The 22,715-nt window shown below is 42.2% G+C and carries 20 protein-coding genes and 1 other annotated feature; of the genes, 5 read left to right on the top strand and 15 right to left on the bottom strand.

The window, feature by feature from the left end; all coding sequences use genetic code 11:
- Positions 1 to 34 precede the first annotated feature (34 nt).
- Positions 35 to 175, top strand: a complete 141-nt coding sequence (locus ACVC7Q_RS00870; protein WP_447264464.1) for a FeoB-associated Cys-rich membrane protein — start codon at positions 35 to 37, stop codon at positions 173 to 175.
- A gap of 80 nt (positions 176 to 255) precedes the next feature.
- Here ACVC7Q_RS00870 and ACVC7Q_RS00865 read toward each other — a convergent pair whose 3' ends face one another.
- The 7 genes from ACVC7Q_RS00865 to trpX form a co-directional block, all read right to left on the bottom strand.
- A complete protein-coding gene (locus ACVC7Q_RS00865) occupies positions 256 to 1,185 on the bottom strand; it encodes a hypothetical protein (RefSeq protein WP_447264463.1) in 930 nt (309 codons plus the stop codon).
- Positions 1,186 to 1,203: 18 nt separating this feature from the next.
- The gene (locus ACVC7Q_RS00860; protein WP_447264462.1) at positions 1,204 to 1,986 is read right to left on the bottom strand and encodes a DUF6612 family protein; all 783 of its coding nucleotides are present in this window, start codon (positions 1,984 to 1,986) and stop codon (positions 1,204 to 1,206) included.
- A 168-nt stretch (positions 1,987 to 2,154) separates the two neighbouring features.
- A complete protein-coding gene (gene pheT / locus ACVC7Q_RS00855) occupies positions 2,155 to 4,560 on the bottom strand; it encodes a phenylalanine--tRNA ligase subunit beta (RefSeq protein ID WP_447264461.1) in 2,406 nt (801 codons plus the stop codon).
- 157 nt (positions 4,561 to 4,717) lie between these two features.
- Positions 4,718 to 5,233, bottom strand: a complete 516-nt coding sequence (locus ACVC7Q_RS00850; protein ID WP_447264460.1) for a GNAT family N-acetyltransferase — start codon at positions 5,231 to 5,233, stop codon at positions 4,718 to 4,720.
- A gap of 2 nt (positions 5,234 to 5,235) precedes the next feature.
- Positions 5,236 to 6,282, bottom strand: a complete 1,047-nt coding sequence (gene pheS, locus ACVC7Q_RS00845) for a phenylalanine--tRNA ligase subunit alpha (RefSeq protein WP_447264459.1) — start codon at positions 6,280 to 6,282, stop codon at positions 5,236 to 5,238.
- A gap of 313 nt (positions 6,283 to 6,595) precedes the next feature.
- On the bottom strand, positions 6,596 to 7,015 hold the full coding sequence (locus ACVC7Q_RS00840; RefSeq protein ID WP_447264458.1) for a chromosome partitioning protein ParB: 420 nt from the start codon (positions 7,013 to 7,015) through the stop codon (positions 6,596 to 6,598).
- Positions 7,016 to 7,093: 78 nt separating this feature from the next.
- Positions 7,094 to 8,095 (bottom strand): tryptophan ABC transporter substrate-binding protein, encoded by a 1,002-nt coding sequence (trpX, locus tag ACVC7Q_RS00835; protein ID WP_155198828.1) that lies wholly within the window; start codon positions 8,093 to 8,095, stop codon positions 7,094 to 7,096.
- A gap of 131 nt (positions 8,096 to 8,226) precedes the next feature.
- Positions 8,227 to 8,459, bottom strand: a binding site (T-box leader).
- Positions 8,460 to 8,609: 150 nt separating this feature from the next.
- Here trpX and ACVC7Q_RS00830 point away from each other — a divergent pair.
- Positions 8,610 to 10,271, top strand: coding sequence for an Rqc2 family fibronectin-binding protein (locus ACVC7Q_RS00830; protein ID WP_447264457.1), 1,662 nt, complete (start codon positions 8,610 to 8,612; stop codon positions 10,269 to 10,271).
- 35 nt (positions 10,272 to 10,306) lie between these two features.
- Here ACVC7Q_RS00830 and budA read toward each other — a convergent pair whose 3' ends face one another.
- The 3 genes from budA to ACVC7Q_RS00815 form a co-directional block, all read right to left on the bottom strand.
- Positions 10,307 to 11,023 (bottom strand): acetolactate decarboxylase, encoded by a 717-nt coding sequence (gene budA, locus ACVC7Q_RS00825; protein WP_049486420.1) that lies wholly within the window; start codon positions 11,021 to 11,023, stop codon positions 10,307 to 10,309.
- A gap of 71 nt (positions 11,024 to 11,094) precedes the next feature.
- Positions 11,095 to 12,324 carry a tetratricopeptide repeat protein gene (locus ACVC7Q_RS00820; protein WP_447264456.1) on the bottom strand — a complete coding sequence of 410 codons (1,230 nt, stop codon included), beginning with the start codon at positions 12,322 to 12,324 and terminating at the stop codon, positions 11,095 to 11,097.
- A complete protein-coding gene (locus tag ACVC7Q_RS00815; RefSeq protein WP_447264455.1) occupies positions 12,314 to 13,489 on the bottom strand; it encodes an AI-2E family transporter in 1,176 nt (391 codons plus the stop codon). The genes ACVC7Q_RS00820 and ACVC7Q_RS00815 overlap by 11 nt, the downstream gene beginning before the upstream one ends.
- A 165-nt stretch (positions 13,490 to 13,654) precedes the next feature.
- On the opposite strand from ACVC7Q_RS00815, the gene ACVC7Q_RS00810 reads away from it, so the two are divergent.
- Positions 13,655 to 14,665 (top strand): lactonase family protein, encoded by a 1,011-nt coding sequence (locus tag ACVC7Q_RS00810; protein WP_447264454.1) that lies wholly within the window; start codon positions 13,655 to 13,657, stop codon positions 14,663 to 14,665.
- Between the two features lie 95 nt (positions 14,666 to 14,760).
- Entirely contained in the window at positions 14,761 to 14,946 is a 186-nt protein-coding gene (locus tag ACVC7Q_RS00805) for a hypothetical protein (protein WP_049497454.1), read from the top strand.
- A 104-nt stretch (positions 14,947 to 15,050) separates the two neighbouring features.
- On the opposite strand, the gene eno is transcribed toward ACVC7Q_RS00805, so the two are convergent.
- On the bottom strand, positions 15,051 to 16,355 hold the full coding sequence (gene eno, locus ACVC7Q_RS00800; RefSeq protein ID WP_447264453.1) for a surface-displayed alpha-enolase: 1,305 nt from the start codon (positions 16,353 to 16,355) through the stop codon (positions 15,051 to 15,053).
- Between the two features lie 211 nt (positions 16,356 to 16,566).
- Between eno and ACVC7Q_RS00795 the strand changes: the two genes are divergently transcribed.
- Complete coding sequence (locus tag ACVC7Q_RS00795) at positions 16,567 to 17,019, top strand: DUF1694 domain-containing protein (protein WP_447264452.1); 453 nt, start codon at positions 16,567 to 16,569, stop codon at positions 17,017 to 17,019.
- A 43-nt stretch (positions 17,020 to 17,062) separates the two neighbouring features.
- Here the strand turns inward: ACVC7Q_RS00795 and ACVC7Q_RS00790 are convergent, their stop codons facing one another.
- The 4 genes from ACVC7Q_RS00790 to gyrB all read right to left on the bottom strand — a co-directional run bounded on the left by ACVC7Q_RS00790 (position 17,063) and on the right by gyrB (position 22,704).
- A complete protein-coding gene (locus ACVC7Q_RS00790; protein ID WP_447264451.1) occupies positions 17,063 to 18,178 on the bottom strand; it encodes a glycerate kinase in 1,116 nt (371 codons plus the stop codon).
- Complete coding sequence (gene serB / locus ACVC7Q_RS00785; RefSeq protein ID WP_447264450.1) at positions 18,163 to 18,831, bottom strand: phosphoserine phosphatase SerB; 669 nt, start codon at positions 18,829 to 18,831, stop codon at positions 18,163 to 18,165. The genes ACVC7Q_RS00790 and serB overlap by 16 nt, the downstream gene beginning before the upstream one ends.
- Positions 18,832 to 18,943: 112 nt before the next feature.
- Positions 18,944 to 20,668 (bottom strand): septation ring formation regulator EzrA, encoded by a 1,725-nt coding sequence (gene ezrA, locus ACVC7Q_RS00780; protein ID WP_447264449.1) that lies wholly within the window; start codon positions 20,666 to 20,668, stop codon positions 18,944 to 18,946.
- Between the two features lie 86 nt (positions 20,669 to 20,754).
- The gene (gene gyrB / locus ACVC7Q_RS00775) at positions 20,755 to 22,704 is read right to left on the bottom strand and encodes a DNA topoisomerase (ATP-hydrolyzing) subunit B (protein ID WP_049483373.1); all 1,950 of its coding nucleotides are present in this window, start codon (positions 22,702 to 22,704) and stop codon (positions 20,755 to 20,757) included.
- Positions 22,705 to 22,715 lie beyond the last annotated feature (11 nt).

Here is a 22,715-nt window from a genome sequence, read left to right as displayed (position 1 = left end):
AAACTTATCCACCACTCATATCTAGGAGGTTACCATGTCAACTATTCTTATTACCGTCCTTATTTTTTTAGCTGGACTAGGTCTTCGCTCCTACCTCAAGGGAAAAGGATCCTGCGGAGACTGCGAGTGTTCCTGTCCCATCAAAGACGAGATGCATCAATCGCATCGGCATTAGTAAAGAATGGGTGTGTACCAGAAATCAGAAAAGCAAAAAACCATTGGTCAATTGAACCAATGGTTTTTCTATCCTCCTATTTAATTCTCTACAATATTAAAATCTTGGGGAGCTTTGATTTCATTTATCTGGTTAATATCTCGATAAGTAAATTCAAAATGATCCTCATTGTTCACCGTTCTTCCTTCATCATTCTCCAATTTGGTATCTAATTGAATCCTAGCTTCGCTAGGAACTAATTTGCTTTCTTTATTTGAGGACTCTTTCTTCATAGACAAATAAATGTGCAACTTAACGGACTGAATCTCATTTTTCGCTTTGGTGTAAAGCTCACTATCTAACAAAGTGCTTTGAAATTCTCCAATTTGATCAATATCTTTCTTAACATCACCCTTAAATTCAAGATAGATATACTGACCATCGACAGTTTTTTTAAATCGATCTGCATATTTCTCATAGAGTTTCAAAATGAGTTCATGACGCCCCACTTCTGGATCTTTTATATTTTGATATTTTAGGGCTGGTACTGTAACTTCTTCCACTCTATTCCAAGTCCAACTATCGTCTCCCTTCTTTATTTTTTTATACAGAACCCCTTTTTCAGGAGAATATAGTCTCAAAATGGTAGCCCCATATCCTGTAGAACCTATTTTATTGGCAAGGCTTCGAAAATGGTCTGAATCACTGTCTATCGTAGATCCATTTCCTCCATCTTTCGTATAAAATTCATTATATACTTGAGGGTCAAACTGAATTTTCCCATGTCGTAAGGTTGTTTCATACATTAGTGATTGTAAACCTTTTACCTCAAGTAGATTCTTTCGATAAATTTTACTGACATATTCCATATTTTTTGCATCTCTCATGGCTTGGATATACGTTTTCACATCTTTACTCCCACTATCTTGTGTCGTTTCCTTTGAAGGAGTTGTTGCCGGTTGACAAGCTGAAAGGAATAGACAAGCAAGAAGAGATAAGAGAAACACTGATAATTTTCTTTTATGTTTCATATCTTCACTCCTTTTGAACTAAATACCACCCAATTTTTCAACAGCTTCTGGTACTTCTACTTGGATACCAGTATTTTGTTTTGAATAGGTAATCATACACGTTAATTTTTCTTTCGCAAAAGATGAATTAGAAGTACAAGTATAAGTAACACCTAAAGGTGTCAAGTTCTCCTTAGAAACGATGAGGTCTATCTGGTAGCTCCCTTCTGAATTTTCAGAATAACTAACTCCTATTGGAACAGGACCTTGCAACACGTTGTCATTTGGTTCTAGTAAATGATTGACATCCTTACTCTTATAGGTTAAGATATACTGATCCTTTTTCTTGGTCACCTCAAACTTGTCTTTCTGTGTTTGAAAGAAACGAATGGCCTCTTGATTTACCCCGATAGGTTGTTTATTTTCTTGAGAATAAGGAAACATTTCCCACTCTGATGAGTCTTTTGGTCTAGAATACTTATGAAAGGCATCGTAATACTCTTCGTTACTCATACCTCTGTTAGTATATACCCCACGTACCCTCACTGGCTTTAATTCAAAAGAACCTTCAAAAGTCGGAGTATATACTACGTGTGTATCCCCATCACTCGTTGGTTCACTAAATTCTCTCTCAATCTTGCTCTCCAGTTTAATTTTCCCATCCTTGAGGTGTTCAAAAGCATTGAGCCCCTTGTCAATGATTTGTTCTTGACTTAGTTCCTTTGAATCTTCTTTCTTTCGACTTGCCTCCTGACATCCGATTAGGCTAGCCACTGCTAACAAACCAACAAGTGATAGGATAGGTTTTCTCATATTTAGCATCCCCATTCTCCTTCCTTTTTTCAGTAAATCTACTAAATGTTTATTCTTCTATTATAAACCATCCTATAACATTTGTAAATCTTTTCACAAACTTGTAAGAAGATTGTAATTTTTAAAATACAAAACAAAAACAGCTGAGAACATGTCTCAACTGTTTTGAACTACATCTTAACGCACTTCTGCATTGACTTTTTCTTCAAGTGACGCTTGGATTTTTTCCATGTAGCGTGCGACTTCTTCATCCGTCAAGCTATCTTCTGGATTTTGGAAGGTCAGGCTGTAGGCCATAGACTTCATGCCGACTCCTAGTTTTTCACCGGAGAAGACGTCAAAAAGCTTGATGTCTGTTAAGCGTTTCACACCTGCAGCTTGAATGGCATCGACTACCTCTTGGTGAGTCACTTCTGCTTTGAGGAGAAGGGCGATATCACGGCTCACAGCTGGGAATTTGGTGATTTCCACAAAGGCTGCGGCCGGTTGAAGAGCAGCTTCAATAGCAGATAAGTTCAATTCTGCTACATAAGTTTCTGGAATATCGTAAGCCTTAGCGGTTACAGGGTGGACTTGTCCCAAGACCCCAATCACCTGGTCACCAAGTGAGATCAAGGCTGTACGTCCTGGGTGGAGACTCTTGATTTCTTGTGTTGCTGTATAAGTCACTTCAAGACCCAAGCGAGCAAATAGAGCTTCCAAGATTCCCTTAGCATAGAAGAAATCAACTGGAACCGCTGCTGTTTGGAAATCTTTTTCAGCAACTAAACCTGTCAAAGCAAAGGCAAAGCTATTGATTTCGTTTGGCAACTCTTCTTTTGGATTGCCTGTCTGTTCAAAGACTTTTCCGATCTCATAGAGGGCCAAATCTTTGTTCTTACGAGCGACATTATAAGCTACAGTATCCAAGATTCCTGAGATCATATTTTGACGAAGGACTGAACGATCCACAGTCATTGGCCACATGAGCTCTGTTAAGTTACTTGGCGCAGTCGTGAACTCCACGGCTTTTTCAGGAGTTGTCAGAGCATAGGTGATGATTTCTGTCAATCCAGCCCCTTCAGCAATAGTCCGAACCTGACGACGCAATTTTTGTGTCGCTGTCAATTCACCGGCCGTCCCGTCATCTTTTGGAAGGGTTGCTGGTAATTTGTCATAACCATAAATCCGAGCAATTTCTTCAAAGAGGTCCGCTTCGATAGTGATGTCCCAACGGCGACGAGGAACGCTGACTGTGAAGCTTTCTGCATTTCCAGAAAGGCCAAAACCAAGACGACGGAAGACATCTTCGACATCCGCGTAGGAAAGCTCTGTTCCAAGGACACGGTTCACGTCTGCAAGAGTGGAAGAAACTTCCACATCTGAAGTATCCAACTGGCCTGCTGAAACGATGCCCTTACGCACGGTTGCACCCGCCAATTCAGCAATCATGCTTGCTGCCGCATCAAGGGCTTCATTAACGGTTGCCACGTTGATCCCTTTTTCAAAGCGAGAAGATGATTCAGAACGAAGGTTGAGGCGACCGCTGGTCTTACGGATCGATTTGCCATTGAAGACAGCCGCTTCAAGGACAACACGACTAGAGTTTTCAGAGATTTCTGTTGCCTCACCACCCATGACACCCGCAAGGGCAACTGGTTTATCAGCAACCGTAATCACGAGGTCACTTGTTTCTAACTCACGCTCTTCCCCATCCAAGGTAACCAATTTTTCGCCAGCACGTGCTTCACGCACACGGATGTCGTTTCCTTCAAAGGTATCCAAGTCGAAGGCATGCATAGGCTGACCAAAGTAAAGCAGGATATAGTTGGTCACGTCGACGACATTATTGATGGGACGAATCCCTTCGTTCATGAGGAGGTTTTGCAACCATTGTGGACTTGGTGCAATGGTTACATTGTCCAAGATACGAGCTGCATAATAAGGAGCCTTGTCTGTGTCGATGCTGACAGAAAGAGCATCTGCTGCAGCTTGGTCCGTTTCGGTCAAGGTAAAGTCTTTGAAGGTCACTGTCTTGTCATAGATAGCTGCTACTTCGTGAGCTACCCCACGCATAGAAAGTGCGTCTGCACGGTTTGGAGTGATAGAAAGCTCGACGATTTCATCATCCAAGTCTAGGTAAGAGAAGACTTCTTCTCCTGGAACAGCATCCTCTGGCAAGATTTGGATCCCATCTGCAAATTCTTTCGGTACAACGGAGTCAGAAATGCCCAACTCACCAAGTGAACAGATCATCCCAAGGGATTCCAAACCACGGATTTTCCCTTTTTTAATCTTGTAGTTATCTGCGATGCGAGCACCTGGAAGAGCCACCATAACCTTGATACCTGCTTGCACATTTGGTGCTCCACAGACGATTTGACGCGCTTCTTCTTCACCCACATTGACTTGGCAGACATGAAGGTGTGTCTCTGGCACATCTTCGCAAGACAAGACTTCTCCGACGACAATTTTTGAGAGACCATCAGCAGGCGATTCCACACCTTCTACTTCGATCCCTGTAGTTGACATTTTTTCAGCCAACTCTTCTGATGGCACATCCACGTCCACCAATTGTTTTAACCATTTATAACTAACTAACATATGTAAGATACCAAGGGCTAAGCAGAAATCTAGTTATCTTTCCTAGATCTCCATCCACCCTCGTTTTGATCCTTTCATTTTGTGTTTTCCAGCTCGAGGCTAGCTTAGGTAGGCCTAGTAACCTCCCCTTCTCTAGAATAGAAGTTTCTTGTTCCTTCTAGATCAATTTCTTTCTCAACAACCAGTCTGTATCCACGGTATCTCCGGTGATATACTCATGTTCACTAAATCGTTCAAATCCAAAACGGTAGTAAAAATCTTGCGCCTTAAAATTGCGTTCCCAGACACCTAACCAAGCCCACTCAAAGCCACGGCTCTTGGCTTGATCCAGCGCAAAGGTAAACATTTCCTTGCCGAAACCAGCCCCATGACATTCCTTCTTGACATAGATCCGTTGGATCTCAAAGGACTTGTCCATCTCTACTGGTTCCGTCTGCGCTTGCCCCCAGTTGATCTTGAGAAAACCACAGATTTCTTGTTCTTCATTGAGGACAAAATAGGTTTCGGATTCTGGATCTAGCAGATCCTTCTCAATTTGCTCCAAAGAGAGCACAGTAGAGAAGTAATCTTCCAAATCTTCTTCAACAATATAGGGACCAAAGGTATCCCGATAGGTTTCCACTTCTAGGTCACGTAAGGTCTCTAATTGATCGATTTTTACTCTAACTAACATGATTATTTAAACTGTTCTGAGAAGCGAACATCCCCTTGATAGAAGCCACGGATATCATTGATTCCGTAACGAAGCATGGCCACACGCTCTTGACCAAGTCCAAAGGCAAATCCTGAATAGATTGTTGGATCAATCCCACTCATCTCAAGGACGCGTGGGTGAACCATACCAGCTCCCATGATTTCAATCCAACCAGTTTTCTTACATACGTTACATCCAGCTCCACCACACTTGAAGCAAGAAACGTCCACTTCAACCGATGGCTCAGTGAATGGGAAGTAAGAAGGACGCAAACGGATTTGACGTTCTGCACCAAACATCTTTTGCACGATCAATTGAAGCGTTCCTTGAAGGTCGGCCATAGAGATGTTTTTCCCAACGACCAAACCTTCGATCTGATGGAACTGGTGGCTGTGGGTCGCATCATCTGTATCCCGACGGAAAACCCGCCCTGGAGAGATCATCTTCAATGGTCCCTTGCTAAAGTCATGCGCATCCATGGCCCGCGCCTGTACTGGTGAGGTATGGGTCCGAAGCAAGATTTCTTCTGTGATATAGAAGGTATCCTGCATATCCCGCGCTGGGTGATCTTTAGGCAGATTCATCCGTTCAAAGTTATAATAGTCTTGCTCTACTTCAAAGCCGTCTACGACTTGGTAGCCCATCCCGATAAAGATATCTTCGATTTCTTCACTAGTTTGTGTCAAGATATGACGGTAACCACTAGCAACTGGACGACCTGGAAGGGTCACATCGATGCTTTCGCTAGCTAGTTTAGCCTCCACTTTCTTTTCTTCCAAGAGTTTGGCCGTTTCTTCAAAGGCAGCCGTCAACACATCGCGGGCTTCATTAACGTGTTTTCCGATGACTGGACGCATCTCAGCAGATACATCTTTCATCCCTTTGAGGATTTCAGTCAGAGATCCTTTTTTCCCAAGGACAGAGACCCGTAGTTCTTGCATCTCTTTTTCATTTTCAGCAGAGATCTGCTTCAAGGCTGCCAGCGTTTCTTCTCGAAGCGCTTTTAGTTGTTCTTCAATCGTTGACATATTTCCTCCATCATGGTCCCTCTACAGACATAGAAAAAAACCGCGTGCCTCCTCCTAATCGGAGCGTTGACACGCGGTACCATCCGTTTTTTATCTGTAAACCAGACCTTAATTTCTAAATCCTTGCGCAAGTGAATTCACCCAGCTTTCATGCAAAGAGCTTTCAGTCACGGCTCTTCTCCCTGTCGCACTTCCCTTGAGGTACTAGTCTTGCAGATTTCTATTCAATTACTATCTAGTTTATCAGATTTTTAGTTAAAAAACAAGTTAGATGAGACTAATTTCAATAGAAGAAGGAACAGGACGCAATGCATTATCTATTTTCCTGGTCTGCTTCATCTGCTTTCCTTTTCAATAGAAGAGTTGCTGCTTGGTTAAAACCATCACACCAGTTATACCATTTTGCTTCATACTCATCTTGAGGTAAGATACGATGTTTTAAATCCAAAACAGAGGTTATCTTTCTTTCCTCGCAAGCTTGCGCATAGAGAGCATACAAGGCATCGCCACCATCTCTATCAAACTCAGCAGAAATCGTATCCCGACCTGCCAATAAAGCCTGATAAGCCCTGTGATGCCCGTCTGTAATCAACAAATGATCTCCAAATGCAAGAACACTAATTGGATCCATATTGATGATTTCTGCCGACTGATCAAGCATCTGGATATCATGTAACTTCTTTTCTGATAAATATAGTTGGGTCGGATGAAGATCCGTTAGCTTGACTTTCATTTTTTTCTCCTCAAAGGTCCCGATTGAAAGACCTGCCAAAGCCTAATTCTCCCGCCACTCTTGTGATTCGTTTCGTTTTTATTTAATGACTTGTCCAGCATCTTTCAAGACAGATTCTGGAATAGTAATACCCAATTCATCTGCGACTTTTTTATTGATAACAGATTTTCCTTGGCTAAAGATTTCAACAGGTGTGTCTGCAGGTTTTTGACCTTTCAAGATCTTGGCAGCCATTTTACCAGTTGCTACCCCAAGATCATGTTGATCGACAACGACTGAACCAAGGCCACCCGCTTCTACCATGGCTGTCGCACTTGGGAAGATTGGTTTTTTAGCTGTTTTGTTGGCTTCAACAACAGTTGAGAAGGCTGATGCGATGGTATTATCGATTGGAACCCAGATGGCATCGACTTTACCAGTCATGACAGAAACTGTTGAAGCAACTTCGTTTGTTGAAGGTACAGAGTAAGGAATCACCTTGAAACCTGCTTTTTCAGCCAATTTTGTAAATTCTTCTACTTGAGATTTAGAATTGTCTTCACTGGTTGAGTAAAGGGCACCGATTGTTTTTACGTTTGGAGTCAACTCTTTGATCAATTTCAATTGTTGCTCCGTTGGATTGTGGTCAGATACCCCTGTGATATTGCCACCTGGTTTTTTCAAATCTTTGACCAAGTTTGCACCGACTGGATCGGTGATGGCTCCCATGACAATTGGTTTGTCTTTAGTTGCACTGGCCAAACCTTGAGCAGATGGGGTTGCGATTCCAATCAAGACTTGGTTATCCTTGTCTACCAATTGTTTACTCATGGTTGCAACCTTGTTTTGGTCGCCTTCTGCATTGAGGAAGTCAATCTCAACCTTGTCCTTGTCATAGCCTTCTTCAGCTAGACCATCTTGAATCCCCTTGTAGATCAAATCAAGCGAAGGGTGGCTGACCAACTGCAAGACACCGACTTTAGCCTTTTCATTGCTAGTTGCTGCCTTGTTGTCCTTACCTGCTGTAGCTGAATAGATCGCTGTCCCAATGACTGCTGCTGCAATCAAACCAATAATTCCCATTAATCGTTTATTTTTCATTTTACTACCTCTTCTATTCTTTCATTTTCTTCTATTTTTCATCCTCTAAAGAATGCGACGCCATCGTTTCTTCATATCTTTTCTCCCTTCTCATCTAAAACAAAAAACACGCCCACACATAGCAAAAGCTATGTGAGGACGTGTCATCGCGGTGCCACCTCACTTATGGGAAAAGGATAGTCTCTCCCTATATCTCTGTCTTGTCTAGCAACAAGTTGCACGATAAGGTGTGCCAACCGAATTTTTATTGTTTCAAATTCATCTCATCATTAGTCCAATTTCATAAACTGCCGCTACCCACTCTCAGCAACCGTGGGCTCTCTTGAAACTTTCATTTACTACTTTTCTAATTTCTTACATTTTAAAGTTTTCTTTCAAAAATGTCAATACTTTTTCAGTATTTTTTTGGAAACGTTCGCATTTTCTATATTACATCTCCTTGCTTCTTTCTGGGATTTCCGCTCTATTTTTGATATAATTTACTAGAATAACAGCTAGAATGATGAGGAATCCCATGTCTTTTGATGGATTTTTTTTACACCATATGGTCCACGAATTGAAGGCTGAACTCTTAAGTGGTCGCATTCAAAAAATAAATCAACCTTTCGAGCAAGAATTGGTACTCCAAATCCGAGGCAATCGGAAAAACCAAAAACTCTTGCTCTCTGCCCATTCTGTCTTTGGACGGATCCAACGGACCCAGACCAACTTTGAAAATCCTGCCTTTCCTAATACCTTTATTATGGTCATGCGTAAATATCTTCAAGGCGCTGTCATCGAAGGGATTGAGCAATTGGAGAACGACCGGATTCTCGAAATCCGTGTCTCCAATAAAAACGAAATTGGAGATGCCATTTCTGTCAGCTTGATGATCGAAATCATGGGCAAGCACAGTAATATTATTCTCCTAGACCGGACCAGCAATAAAATCATCGAGGCCATCAAACATGTCGGCTTCTCACAAAATAGCTACCGGACCATTCTTCCTGGATCAACCTATGTAGCCCCTCCGAAAACCGACGCGGTCAATCCTTTTACAATTGGAGATGAAGCCCTCTTCGCCCTTCTTCACAAGGAAGAGTTAAGTCCCAAAAACCTTCAAAAATGTTTCCAAGGTTTGGGGCGAGATACGGCTCAAGAATTAGCCAAGCGACTTGAGACAGATGAAAAATTAAAGACCTTCCGTGCCTTTTTCAAGACACCTTCTGAGCCTCGCCTAACGACCAAATCCTTCTCGGCCATCCCCTTTGCAGATGCGACCAGTCAAACGTTTGAGACACTTTCAGATCTGCTAGATGACTATTACCGAGACAAGGCTGAGCGCGATCGGGTGCAACAACAGGCCAGTGAATTGATCCGCAAGGTCGAAAACGATCTTGAAAAGAACCGGAAAAAATTAGCCAAACAAGAAGCCGAGTTAGCAGCGACCGACAATGCAGAAGAGTTCCGCCAAAAAGGAGAATTGTTGACAACTTTCCTCCATCAGATACCAAACGACCAAGACCAGGTTGTCCTGGACAATTACTATACCAACGAACCCATCACCATCCAACTCAATAAGGCTCTGACCCCCAACCAAAATGCGCAACGCTACTTCAAACGCTACCAGAAGTTAAAAGAAGCCGTCAAACATTTGACCATCCTCATTCAAGAAACCAAGGAAACCATTTCTTATCTTGAAACGGTTGAAACGGCCCTTTCCCAAGCGAGCCTGGCTGAGGTGGCAGAGATTCGTGAAGAGTTAATCCAGACCGGCTTTATCAAACGGCGCAACCGAGAAAAAATCCATAAACGGAAAAAACCAGAAAAATACCTGGCTAGTGATGGCAAAACCATCATTTTAGTGGGTCGCAATAATCTGCAAAACGATGAACTGACCTTTAAGATCGCTAAAAAAGACGAACTCTGGTTCCATGCCAAAGATATCCCAGGCAGCCATGTCGTCATTACAGGAAATCTCGATCCGACGGATGAAGTGAAGACCGATGCCGCAGAGTTGGCCGCCTACTATTCCAAGGCCCGTCTCTCAAATCTGGTCCAAGTCGATATGATCGAAGCCAAGAAACTCAATAAACCAACCGGCGGAAAACCAGGCTTTGTGACCTATACCGGCCAGAAGACTCTGCGGGTTACCCCAGAAGAAGAAAAAATCAAAGCCATGAAACTAACAGACTGATTTCAAAAATAAAAGGTTGAGCGACGCTCAACCTTTTATTCTGCTTTATTGATGTCTTCTTTGACCTCATCGACATTAAATTTGGCAAAGAGGTACTGACGGTCTTGGACTGGGAAACGTTGATCCAGCTGATCGATAGCCCCCACCTCTACAATCCCTTCTGAGATGACAAAATCCATAACATGGCCACCAAAGGTGTGGTCATCTGAAATAAAGTGCAAATGGTATCCTGCCACACTCACGCCATGGAAAATTTCTGGTGTCCAAAAGCCGACGATGGTCCCTGTGACATTTTCCCGTGTATACTCTGGCTGATGGGTTGCAACCTCTGCAAACTTCATCTCTGGTGTTGATTTTGGAATCATACGGACATGCATCTTGACAAAGTCACCACGAATCTTAATGGAGCGAAAAAGATTTTCGCCATCGTAATAAGACTCAATACGAGCTTCCAATTCCTCGTCCGTCATTTCAAAGCGTTGACGGAAAATCACTTCTGCTTGGTGAGGAACAACTGCTGCATAAGGAACCTTGGCATCAGGAGAAACTTCGACAATTTCAGGATGGTCGCCTGATCCCTTAGCCTGATAAGCCTTTCCATCTAATACGATCAACTCTCCATCAATAGAATCAAGCGTTCCAACTCCTAGATCCCCATGTTCCAAGAGTTCTCCAATCGTAAATGAACCCCCGTACAGACCCGCCATTAGGGCACCCAAGGTATTGTATTGAAAAAGTTTCACTGGTTCCATGTTTTTCTCTCCTCATTCTATCTTCTACCAGTATATCACAAACTGTTCCGAAACTTCACGATATGGTTTTATTAGAGGCTATCATAGATGGTTTGCATCTGCACATCGTCTGGTACGATCGCCAAATACTGGTTGGCCACTTCACGCGTCCTTGTCACATCGCCAGCTTCACGCAACAGATAAACATAGGTTTCGAGGAATTCTGGATTGTCCTTCAAGTCCTCATAGAGCTCTTGGTAGGCTGATACGGCTTCTTCTGTTTTCTCTAAGGCAGCCAAAGCACGGGCAATGTTCCAACGGGTGACAACCGTTTCGACTTCTTCATTTTGCCAATCTAAGACTTCATCAAAACGCTCCTGTTCTAAATAAAGGGTAGTGAGGCGAAGAGCAATCTCTTCGAGATCATCTGCCACTTCTTTAGCTTCCAACAGATAAGTTTCTGCCTGTTCAGGCTGGTGGAGCTCATAAGAAAGCTGGGAGGCAAGGAGCTTCAACTGTGCGTCAAATGGATTCTTCTCAATCCCTTGTTTGGCGATTTCAAGCGCTTTTTCACGGTCATTTTCTGCCTGTAAGGCCAAGGCATACCCGTACTCATAGCCTTCAAAATCAGGCGACAAGGTGTCAATTTGTTTGTAGTAGATCAGGGCTTTTTGGTATTCTTCTTGGTCTGACAATAAGGTCGCTAATTCGTAAGCAATCTGGTCATCAAACTCAATCTCCAGAGCTTTCTCTAAGAAGGGCACAGCTGCTTCAAACTTACCAAGATTGGCATAGGCAAAACCAATCCGTTGATAGGTAGAAATCCCCGTCGCTTCCAAAATCTCCCGATTGTCCAACTGGGCATACTCTTGGATAGCTTCTTGGTAGCGTTCCAATTCCAGATCAATTTCTGCAAGCCCTAATTGAATGATCGGATCATCAGACAGACTGGCTGCTTCAACTAATTTTTCACGCGCCACATCTGCGAGACCTTCCAGCTGATAGAGATCAGCCTTGACCAAGAGACTGGCTACATACCAGTTAGACTCAGGGCCAATTTCTTCTAAATAAGCAAAGGCCTCTTCCGTTTGCCCTTCCTCTGCAAGGATGGTTGCCAAACTCAGATATACTTCTGGATAGGTTTCTGCAATCTGTTCATAAACCTCTTTTGCCTGAGGGTAAAAACCGATACTTTCAAGATATTGACCCAAATCCAATAGTTGCGCTTCACTATCTTCTAACAAGGCCTGTTGAAATTGAACTTCTGCTTCTTCTAGCTCTTGCTGATCAAGAGCCTCTACCATTTGTTGACTATGACTCACTCTGTGTTTCCTCTTCTATTTCATTGTGTTCTTCATACAAGCCACTGACGACCTTATACCATTCAAAGATAGCTCCGATAACAACCTTAGCAGATGCATAGACTGGAATTCCAAGGAAAACTCCCCAGATTCCAAACATAGATCCTGACGTCAATAGAACAAATAAAATGGTAATCGGATGGATATTTAACTGACTTCCCAAAACCAAAGGTGATACGAAACGTCCTTCAATGGTTTGCTCCACTGCAAATACAATTAAGACCTTGATAAACATCTCCGGTCCTGCCACCAAACCTAAGACCATAGCAGGCAACATAGCCAAAAAACTACCTAAGTAAGGGATCAAATTCAAAATCCCCGCAGAGATCCCAAGTGTCACTGCATAGCGCAAGCCAATGATTTTAAAGAAGAGGATAAACATGATCGCTACAACAATGGCTACCGTAATTTGTCCTCGAACATAGTTAGAGAGCTGGGTATTGACATCTGAGAGAACTTGTTCAGCTGATTTCCGAATCTTAGTTGGCAAGAAGCGAACAATATGACCCTTTAAGTTTTTTCCATCTCGCAGAAGATAAAAGACAATAAAAGGCATGATGATCAAGGCAACAATAACTTGTGATGCAACTCCGATCAAGTTGCTGACCCAATTGACAGCCCGCCCAGAGATCGAACTGGCCCAAGAAGTAATGTTTGCAGACAATTCCTTGGTGATCTCATCTAACTGAGGTTTGATATCTGAGGAGACGCGATTGTCTAGAAAATCGTCAATGGTTGCATTGGCCTTCTCCAAATAAGTTGGCAGGTTATGAAAGAAACTCACCACTTGTCGTTGGACAGCTGGAATCACGACAGCCAGACCCCAGATTAAGAGCACTGCAATCAAGAAAAAGACGAAGGAAATCGCATAAATCCGCTTAAGACCTTTTCTTTCAAGAAAGTCGACAATAGGATTGAGCAAGTAATAGAGCAAACCAGAAATAATGACTGGCAGCATGACAGCTCCTGCAAACTCAAAAATCGGAATAAAAATAAAGGTGATCTTACTCAAGACCAAGAGGTTCAGACCCAAGAGTAAGGTAACTAAAAATACGGTAATAGCCTTGTTGTCTAAAAACCATCTAAAAAACCAGGACATACTAAACTGTTTTTCTTTATTATCCACGGAAAACTCCTTTTCATTTCAACATGTATCTATTTTAGCATTTTTTGAGCGCGAAGTTACGAAAAAACTAGTAAAATCAGAAAGACCTCTCCCTTCTTCAACTAGCAATTGCCTTCCAATAGGACCTTTGATATAATAAACCTAACAAATCTTACGAGGTGACCTATGTCTCAATCAATTTATTTCGGTACCTATACCAAAAAAGAATCCAAAGGAATTTACAAGGCAGCATTTGACCCTGAAACAGGGAACTTGAGCGATCTCCAGCTCGTTGCCAATGAGCCTAATCCTACCTATATCGCTTTTTCTAAAAAAGGCAATCTTTATAGTGTAGGAGCTGAAGAGGACAAAGGGGGGATCGCTAGTTTTACACCCGACTTTCAACCACTCAATCACGTTGTTGAAGAGGGGGCTCCACTCTGCTATGTCTCTGTCGATGAAAATCGTCAACTAGTCTATGGAGCTAACTATCACAAAGGGCAAGTTCTCGTATACAAGATAGAGGCAGATGGGCATTTGTCCTTTGTCGATGAGGACACTCACCAAGGAAGTGGTCCCCACGCCAATCAAGCAAGTCCGCATGCCCACTTTGCAGACCTTACGCCAGATCAGTATCTGATCACGTCTGACCTAGGAACAGACAGTTTGCATGTCTATGATGTCAGTGAGGAAGGAAAACTTACCCTGATCAATCAGTACCAAACAGCTCCAGGTGCAGGACCTCGTCACCTTGTCTTTCATCCCCACTACAAGACTGCTTATCTCATCAATGAATTAAATGCTACAATCAACGTCCTATTTTATGACGGTATGGGTGAATTCGAACACTTTCAAACCGTTTCCACACTTCCATCAGACTACGATGGTCAAAAATGGGCTTCTGCTATCAAGCTTTCAGCCGATGGAAAATTCCTTTATGCATCTAACCGTGCTCACAATTCTATCGCTGTATTTAAAGTTGTAGCAGATGGCAGCTTAGAACTCATTGAAATTGTTCCAAGCCAAGGGCTCAATCCACGTGATTTCACTATTAGTCCAGATCAAAACTACCTCATCGCAGCCCATCAAGATTCACCTAACGCAAGCGTCTTCAAGCGAGATCTAGCTAGTGGAAAATTGACTCTCCTATCCCACGACTTCTATGTCCCAGAGGCTGTTTGCACTGTTTTTCATTAAGTCGTTTTAGTTGTCAAAGCTCTAAAAAAATGATTAAATAAATGAGAAAAAGGCGCGAGCCTGATTTCATAACTTATATTTTAGGAGATCCAAGCATGAATCCAATGGACTTATTTAACCAAGTAAAAGAAATGATCGAAAAGAAAGATTTCGACGCTGCAAAGAAATTTGTTGAAGACAACAAAGACAACCTCGGTGACTACCTTGAACAAGCAAAAGGGCTTGTTTCTGGAAATGAAATGGTCAGCGGTGCCTTGGACAAAATCAAAGGCTTGTTCTAATAATACGACTCCGCAACGCTTTAGTTGAGGAGTTTTTGTTTGAGCTGATCGCAAAAAAAGATCCTTGAGAAAACTCAAGGATCTTTTTAGTCTAGTAAACTAGCTTATTTTTTCAAGTTGTAGAATGATTTCAATCCACGGTATTCAGCTACTTCACCAAGTTGATCTTCGATGCGAAGCAATTGGTTGTATTTAGCGATACGGTCTGTACGTGAAAGTGAACCAGTCTTGATTTGTCCTGCGTTTGTTGCAACTGCGATATCAGCGATTGTTGAATCTTCAGTTTCACCTGAACGGTGTGATACAACGGCAGTGTAACCAGCTTCTTTCGCCATTTCAATAGCGTCGAATGTTTCAGTAAGAGTACCGATTTGGTTAACTTTGATAAGGATTGAGTTAGCAGCACCTTCTTCGATACCACGTGAAAGGTAATCAGTGTTTGTTACGAAGAAGTCGTCACCAACCAATTGAACTTTACCACCAAGACGTTCAGTAAGAGCTTTCCAACCGTCCCAGTCGTTTTCGTCCATACCATCTTCGATAGTGACGATTGGGTATTTGTTTACCAATCCTTCAAGGTAGTCGATTTGTTCAGCAGCAGTGCGGACAGCAGCTCCTTCACCTTCGAATTTAGTGTAATCGTAAACTTTGCGTTCTTTATCGTAGAATTCTGATGATGCACAGTCAAATCCGATAAATACGTCTTTACCTGGAACATAACCAGCAGCTTCGATAGCAGCGATGATAGTTTCAACACCATCTTCAGTTCCGTCGAAACGAGGAGCGAATCCACCTTCGTCACCAACGGCTGTTTCAAGACCACGACCTTTAAGGATTTTCTTAAGTGCGTGGAAGATTTCAGCACCCCAACGAAGAGCTTCTTTGAATGTAGGTGCACCAGCAGGTACGATCATGAATTCTTGGAAAGCGATTGGAGCATCTGAGTGAGATCCACCATTGATGATGTTCATCATTGGAGTTGGAAGAACTTTAGTGTTGAATCCACCAAGGTAGCTGTAAAGTGGGATTTCAAGGTAGTCAGCAGCAGCACGAGCTACAGCGATAGACACACCAAGGATAGCGTTAGCTCCCAATTTACCTTTGTTAGGAGTACCGTCAAGAGCGATCATTGCACGGTCAATAGCTTGTTGGTCACGTACATCGTAGCCGATGATTGCTTCAGCAATGATGTTGTTTACATTATCAACAGCTTTTTGAGTTCCAAGACCACCGTAACGAGATTTGTCACCGTCGCGAAGTTCTACTGCTTCGTGTTCACCAGTAGAAGCTCCTGATGGAACCATACCACGTCCGAAAGCACCTGATTCAGTATAAACTTCTACTTCAAGTGTTGGGTTACCGCGTGAGTCTAGGACTTCGCGAGCGTAAACATCAGTAATAATTGACATTTCTTACTCTCCTTATTGAGTTATATTTTTTACTCCTCTATCATATCGTAATTAGGACATTTTTTCAAGAAAAAACAAGGAAATCTACGAAAATTGAGAAGTTTTTAACAAGAAAACGGTTCCACTGTCTTATTTTCTTCCATTTCTCCTCCTTATTTAATTTTTTAGCATTCTTCTACTCTTCTGCTACGCTTTATGCTATACTAAATTTATGACAGATATTAATAAAACGATTTTAGAAAAAGCTGCTGGTCCTACTCGGTTCAATCCTGATGAACAGCGTCGATTTTTGGAGACATATGAGGAGCGTGTGATTGCTTCATATACCTTGGAGGAGGCAAGGGACAATCTCTATTTGGAGCACTATTCTTCAATTCTTACGAACATTTCAGAACGCTTTGAACCTGTATTGGTCAAGATTTCGCCTGCCTTGGATGAAAGTAGCCAACTTCAATATTTGAAAAAAACAAAGGATCTTGGTCTTGTGGCAAGCATTGTTTCAGATGACTGTCGCCACTCTCCCTTTGGTCTCATCATCCATACTGATCATCCATCTGGAATTTCTCCAACCGATATCAGCCTCCAGTATCCAAATTTGTTTGAAAAGAACGAAGAGAGCACAGCACCTGAAAAAAAATCATTTTGGAAACGCCTCTTTGGCTAAAGAAAGAACCAATTGAAAAGGAATTTCCTTTTCAATTGGTTTTTTAGTTTGCTTTCATTTTTAAGAGGTTACCAATATTTCGAGCACAGGAAATCAGATTTTTTTCAGTATGAGTGAGTGCATCTGCCACCTCACAAGGACCTGGTACAATAGAGAAGGCAGCCTCAATATGATGACTTGGGAATGCTGGCAAATCGTACGCTAAGCTACCACAAATAGCAAGCACTGGGATCTTCTCTGGTGTTCGTTTGGCTACCCCGACAGGAGCTTTTCCAGACAGAGATTGGAGGTCCATCCTACCTTCTCCCACGACGACCAGATCCGCTTTTTGAACTTTGGTATCAAAATCAATTAAATCGAGACTTTTCTCAATTCCTGATGAAATCTGACCTCCCGCAAAAGCGACTAAGCCTGCTGCCATGCCACCTCCAGCTCCAACGCCAGCCATAGACAAGATTCGGGGATCAACTAGCTGATAAAAATCCTCCATAGCTTGATCAACTGCTGGAAACAGAAGGGGATTCAATCCCTTTTGCCCGCCAAAGATATAGGTTGCTCCTTGACTGCCACAGAGAGGATTGGTGACATCCGTTAAGACCTGGAGCTCGATGTCTTGTAAAGCTTTTGGAACCGCACTGGTATCTATTCTATCCACACGACCGATCGAAGCTCCTACAGGACGAAGCATATGACCTTGATCATCATAGAAGGCTACCCCTAGTCCGGCTGCCATCCCAATCCCACCATCATTGGTCGCTGAACCACCAATTCCCACACAGATCATTTTAACCCCTTGGTCAACCAATTGCAAAATCAGTTCACCAATTCCTCGTGTCTCTAGTTCTAGTGGATTGCGTTTTTCAGCTGGGATAGAGCCTAAGCCAACAAGAGAGGCCATCTCAAAAAATGCCATCTCATCTTTTTGGTAGTAAGCCATTGAAACAGGCTTCCCAAATGGTCCTGTTACCTGAGTATGCTTCTTGGTTAAATTCAGAACGCCAGCAAGTGTATCCATTGTTCCTTCGCCACCATCCCCTATGGGAAGGAGGTCAAAAGTTGTATCTGGTAGAGCCTCTTGAAATCCTTTTTTTAAGGCTTCTGCTACTTGTTTGGCGGATAAGGATTCTTTAAATGAATCCGGTGCTAGTAGGATATGCATACTGTTTCCTTTCTATGCTGGTCTAGAATTTCAAGAACAAGGCTTAGATCCCTCGTCTCAATACGGTATGGAGCTCGTTCGGCTACGATCGGCTTTGCCATAAAGGCAATCCCGATTCCGGCTGTTTCAATCATAGGAAGATCATTGGCACCATCTCCCATAGCAATCGTCTGACTTCGTGGAATATGATTTTCTCTCGCCCATGTCAGGAGGGAGTCTTTTTTTCTTTCAGGGGTCACAATCTCTCCGAGCACTTTCCCCGTCAGACGGCCATCAAAAGTCTGCAAACGATTAGCACGAACCAGATCAATTCCTAAAGACCTCGCGATAGGATCGATGACTTCATGAAATCCCCCTGAAACAAGTCCAACCTTGTAACCGCTTTGATGAAGTTCCGTGATTAAGCTTTCAGCTCCTGGTGTGACTTCAATCTGCTCCAAAATTTTCGGAAAAATAGAGGCCTCTAATCCTTTCAATAAAGCGACACGCGCCTGTAAAGACGCTTTAAAATCCAGCTCTCCATTCATTGCTTGTGCTGTTATCTCTGCTACTTTTTCTCCCGCGCCAGCTTCTTGAGCTAGTAAATCAATTCCTTCTTGTTGAATCAAAGTTCCATCTACATCCATAACGAGGAGACCTGTTACTTCTTTCATCGCTTTCCTTTCTTATTTCTCCCTTACTATACAAAAATAGGGTTTAAATTTCAAGTTTCAATGATCATTTGAAGATAAAAAAACGACCTCCTAAAAAGTCGTTTTTTTGTTATTAGAAGCGAATTTGCTCCCGAGTTTTTTCATACGAAGTAACAAAGCGATCTGTTACGCCAGCTTCTACCATCTCCAAAGCATCTGAGATGACTTTAAAGGAAGCTGCATAGTCATATTCTCTTTCGAAAATATAAAGGGATTCATCAAAAGCTGCTTGCACATGATCATCAAATGAACGGTAACGGTTTGAGTATTGCAATAACTGCTCGGTTAAAGTAGCATTTTGTACAATTCGATAAGTCGCTTCTTCCAATTCATTCATATCATTTGTCAAAATATCTAACAAACGATTGGTTGATTCGATGTTGATTTTATCCCCTTCCAACTCATCCATCAAAGTCTCTGTATTGTTGCTTGCTGTAAAGAATAATTCCAAGAATTCTTGAGGGATTCCTGGCAAGTTTCGCTTGTCCATATAGCGTTTAATGGCATGCAAACGGTTGGCATAGATGTTGACTTTTTGGCGAGCATTGGCATCGTCTTTTTCAATTTTTGAAAGGGAATCACTTAAGCTGATTTGCTCATCTTCGATTTCTTTCAAGCGAGCCTCAATAGCTTCTAACTCTTCTTCTACGATAGAATAAGCTTTTTGTGTTTCAGATGAATCTTTCAAGGCATCTTCTACCACATTTTCTTGTGAAGATAACTCAGCTTCTAACTCTTTTAATTGTTGACTGAAAGCTTCATTCAAGACGAATGTTTTACCAAGGCGTTCCACTTCTGCTGCAAGGTTGCTATTGTTATCTTTTGCGTGTTTCAAATAGCCAGGCAGTTGTTTCACTAACTTCTTCACGACTTTTTGTGATTCGATTTCACGAGTAAAGATGTGATACAATGCATCGATTTCCTCTTGAATTTGCTCATTTTCGTAAATAGCATTGTCCAATTCAAGCGCGGATACATTTGCCATATTGTTCTTCAAGGAAGCATGCAACTGTTGGAAACGAGATTCAATATCTGTTTCAGTGAAGTGGTAGCCCGATTCCAAAAGCTTGCGGTAGCCACTTTCCAAATCCTCTAATTGGTCTGGAAGTTTTGACTGAAGAGCGGTGACAATTTCTGGCACTCGCTCAACAATTTGTTTTAAGGCCACAATATGATTCTCAGCTGTATCAAGGATTTCAGCTGCTTCAACAGGGTCACCTGAAGAATTCAAGGTGACAAATTGTGAAAACTCAGATTGAATATTTCCAATTTGCTTTTCAATTTCAGGAAGTGCACTGCCATAACGATCTGGATCTGAAGTGACTTCTTTTTGAAGTTCTTCAAACATATCTAAGGTATGAACCACGCGTCCGCTATTTTTTTGTTCTTGCTCTTCAAGATCTGAAAGGGCCTGGCGAATCGCTTTGATATCTTCGTCGATCAACTGGATCTGACTTTCGATATTGTCAATAGCTTGTTTAGCCTTCATGAAACGGAAAGAATTATTGTAGCCTTCCGCCTCAAACAAATTATTTTCAATATCAGCAAATGAATTTAAGGATAAATCTACCCATTTTTGATTCCATTCACGAAATGCAACTTGACTTTGACCAATCAAATGCATGTTTTTTACGGCCTCAACTTCATCGTTGACCGGAAGGTTATATAACTTTTCTTTTCGTTCTTCCAGTGCTGCCAGTAAGGCCTCGTTTCGTTTTCTCAAAATTACTGCAACCACATATCCTACAATCAAGATAAGGGCGACAATAAAGATGAGAACAATTAGTCCACTAGACATATAAAAACTCCTTCATCGTATTACTTGAACGTAATCCTTGTAATTATACCATAAAATATCCATTAATGGGAAGCGTTCGTTGAATTTTATACATCGAGTGTACTATATTCAGCGTTTTCTTCGATAAATTCCCGACGTGGTTCCACGCGGTCCCCCATCAACATATCAAATATCTTATCTGCTTCCGCAGCATCGTCTACTGATACCCGTGCCATTAAGCGGTGTTCGGGGTTCATGGTTGTTTCCCATAATTGGTGATCATCCATTTCCCCAAGACCTTTGTAGCGTTGGATGGTTGGTTTTGAGCGACCTTCTGAGTAGCGTTCCAAAGCTGCAGCTAATTCTGCTTCTTGGTTCGCACCAGGTTGGATATATTCTTTGATCTCACTACCGACTTTGACCCCATAGATTGGTGGTTGCGCAATATAAACATATCCCGCTTCCAAGACTGGTTTCATATAGCGATAGATCAAGGTCAACAGAAGGGTTCGAATATGTGCGCCATCGACATCGGCATCGGTCATGATGACTAATTTTTGATAACGCGCTTTTGTGACATCAAATTCAGCACCAAATCCAGTTCCCATAGCAGTAAATAAACTACGGATCTCTTCATTGGCAAGAATCTTGTCCATACTTGCTTTTTCAACGTTCAAAATTTTACCACGGATTGGAAGAATTGCCTGAAATTCACGATTCCGACCTGATTTAGCAGATCCTCCAGCCGAATCCCCTTCGACAATGAAGAGTTCTGTTTCTTGTGGGTTGTTTGAAGAACAGTCAGCCAATTTACCAGGCAGGTTAGAGATCTCAAGTCCCGATTTCTTACGGGTCACTTCCCGTGCCCGCTTAGCTGCTACCCTAGCTTTAGCTGCTAAAATCCCTTTTTCAACGATTTTCTTAGCGATTTGTGGATTTTCCAAAAGGAAATCAGAAAAGGCATCACTAAAGAGTCGATTGGTAATTTTTACAACTTCTGAATTTCCAAGCTTTGTCTTGGTTTGTCCTTCAAACTGTGGGTTTGGATGTTTAACTGAGATAACTGCTGTTAAACCTTCCCGAACATCCTCACCTGTTAAATTGTCTTCATTTTCTTTTAAGAGTTTATTTTTCTTAGCGTAATCATTGATGACACGAGTGAGGGCTGTACGGAAACCTTGCTCGTGGGTACCACCTTCATGGGTATGGATGTTATTAGCAAAACTCATGACGGTTTCATGGTAGCCCGTAGTATATTGCATCGCCACTTCAACGGTAATATCATCCATTTCCCCATCTGTATAGATGGGTGTTTCAAAGATGACATCTTTATTTTCATTGATGTATTCGACGTAACTAGAGATCCCACCTTCGTAGTGGTAATGCTTTTCCTGCTCTAAGCCTTCGCGCTTATCCGTCAAGGAAATACGCAAACCACGATTCAAAAAGGCTAATTCTTGAATCCGTTTGTTTAATTTTTCAAAATCATACTCAGTCGTTTCCGTGAAGATTTCTGGATCTGGAATAAAGTGAACAGTTGTCCCTGTCCGATCTGTCTCTCCGATGACTTTCAAATCATCCACAACTTGTCCACGACGATACTCTTGGTAATGGATACTGCCGTTTTTATAGACGCGAACATCGAGGGATGTGGAAAGGGCATTGACAACAGATGACCCTACCCCGTGAAGACCACCAGAAACCTTGTAGCCACCTCCGCCGAATTTTCCTCCCGCGTGGAGCACGGTAAAGACAGTTTCAACGGCAGGTCGACCCGTCTTTTCTTGGATATCCACTGGAATTCCCCGACCATCATCGACAACCGTGATAGAATTGTCTTTTTCAATGAAAACTTCAATATGGCTAGCAAAACCGGCTAAGGCTTCGTCAATCGAGTTATCTACAATTTCCCAGACCAGATGATGAAGACCTTCTTTTGAGGTAGATCCAATATACATTCCCGGACGCATGCGAACGGCTTCTAGTCCTTCCAAGACCTGAATCTGACTGGCATCATATTCTTGCGCTTGAATTTCTTGCTGTTTATCCTCTGTCATAATTTCCCTTT

The sequence above is a fragment of the Streptococcus sp. W151 genome (assembly GCF_053010205.1).
This window is presented reverse-complemented; position numbering and strand designations above follow the sequence as displayed.

Coding starts and splice junctions, on each gene's coding strand:
- ACVC7Q_RS00790 (WP_447264451.1), bottom strand. CDS start 18,178: ATGCATATCCTACTAGCACCGGATTCATTTAAAGAATCCTTATCCGCC.
- eno (WP_447264453.1), bottom strand. CDS start 16,355: ATGTCAATTATTACTGATGTTTACGCTCGCGAAGTCCTAGACTCACGC.
- pheT (WP_447264461.1), bottom strand. CDS start 4,560: ATGTTAGTTAGTTATAAATGGTTAAAACAATTGGTGGACGTGGATGTG.
- ACVC7Q_RS00795 (WP_447264452.1), top strand. CDS start 16,567: ATGACAGATATTAATAAAACGATTTTAGAAAAAGCTGCTGGTCCTACT.
- trpX (WP_155198828.1), bottom strand. CDS start 8,095: ATGAAAAATAAACGATTAATGGGAATTATTGGTTTGATTGCAGCAGCA.
- serB (WP_447264450.1), bottom strand. CDS start 18,831: ATGAAAGAAGTAACAGGTCTCCTCGTTATGGATGTAGATGGAACTTTG.
- gyrB (WP_049483373.1), bottom strand. CDS start 22,704: ATGACAGAGGATAAACAGCAAGAAATTCAAGCGCAAGAATATGATGCC.
- ezrA (WP_447264449.1), bottom strand. CDS start 20,668: ATGTCTAGTGGACTAATTGTTCTCATCTTTATTGTCGCCCTTATCTTG.
- pheS (WP_447264459.1), bottom strand. CDS start 6,282: ATGTCAACGATTGAAGAACAACTAAAAGCGCTTCGAGAAGAAACGCTG.
- ACVC7Q_RS00810 (WP_447264454.1), top strand. CDS start 13,655: ATGTCTCAATCAATTTATTTCGGTACCTATACCAAAAAAGAATCCAAA.
- ACVC7Q_RS00870 (WP_447264464.1), top strand. CDS start 35: ATGTCAACTATTCTTATTACCGTCCTTATTTTTTTAGCTGGACTAGGT.
- ACVC7Q_RS00840 (WP_447264458.1), bottom strand. CDS start 7,015: ATGAAAGTCAAGCTAACGGATCTTCATCCGACCCAACTATATTTATCA.
- ACVC7Q_RS00865 (WP_447264463.1), bottom strand. CDS start 1,185: ATGAAACATAAAAGAAAATTATCAGTGTTTCTCTTATCTCTTCTTGCT.
- ACVC7Q_RS00830 (WP_447264457.1), top strand. CDS start 8,610: ATGTCTTTTGATGGATTTTTTTTACACCATATGGTCCACGAATTGAAG.
- ACVC7Q_RS00805 (WP_049497454.1), top strand. CDS start 14,761: ATGAATCCAATGGACTTATTTAACCAAGTAAAAGAAATGATCGAAAAG.
- ACVC7Q_RS00860 (WP_447264462.1), bottom strand. CDS start 1,986: ATGCTAAATATGAGAAAACCTATCCTATCACTTGTTGGTTTGTTAGCA.
- ACVC7Q_RS00850 (WP_447264460.1), bottom strand. CDS start 5,233: ATGTTAGTTAGAGTAAAAATCGATCAATTAGAGACCTTACGTGACCTA.
- budA (WP_049486420.1), bottom strand. CDS start 11,023: ATGGAACCAGTGAAACTTTTTCAATACAATACCTTGGGTGCCCTAATG.